Raw genomic sequence first — 437 nt, forward strand, 5'->3', positions numbered from 1 at the left:
ATGATGCCGTGAGCCCGTGCGGCGGTCAGGTCGTGGGTCGAACCCGGTAGCGCGGGCGAGGCCCACAGCAGGCGTCCGAACGGGTCGGTGAGGACCTGGACGTTCATGCCGTGGCGTTTATGCTTCCCCGAGTAGTACGGGGTGTCGGCGGCGATCCGGTCGATCGGCAGCAGGGTGCCGTCCAGGATCACGAACGCCTTCGTCCGCACGGTCTTCATCGCTTCGGCCAGGGTCGGGGCGAGGGCGGCCAGGACGTCGACGGCCTCGCGTATGTAGCGGTAGGCCGTCGCGACACCGATACGGAAGGGTTTGGTGCGGGTTTGGGTGACAGGTTCGGTTACGCGGCCCGGAGGGCCGGTGTGGTGGTCATGACGGTCTCGAATTCGACGGGGGTCAGCCGGCCGAGTGCGGCTTGTCTGCGGCGTCGGTGGTAGGTC

The 437-nt window shown here is 68.0% G+C and carries 1 pseudogene; it reads right to left on the reverse strand.

From position 1 onward, the window contains the following. Positions 1 to 305 (reverse strand): annotated as a pseudogene (locus ACOV8S_RS31385) (transposase family protein); the annotation flags it as partial. Positions 306 to 437: the final 132 nt, after the last annotated feature.

Source organism: Streptomyces sp. CO7 (assembly GCF_053474865.1).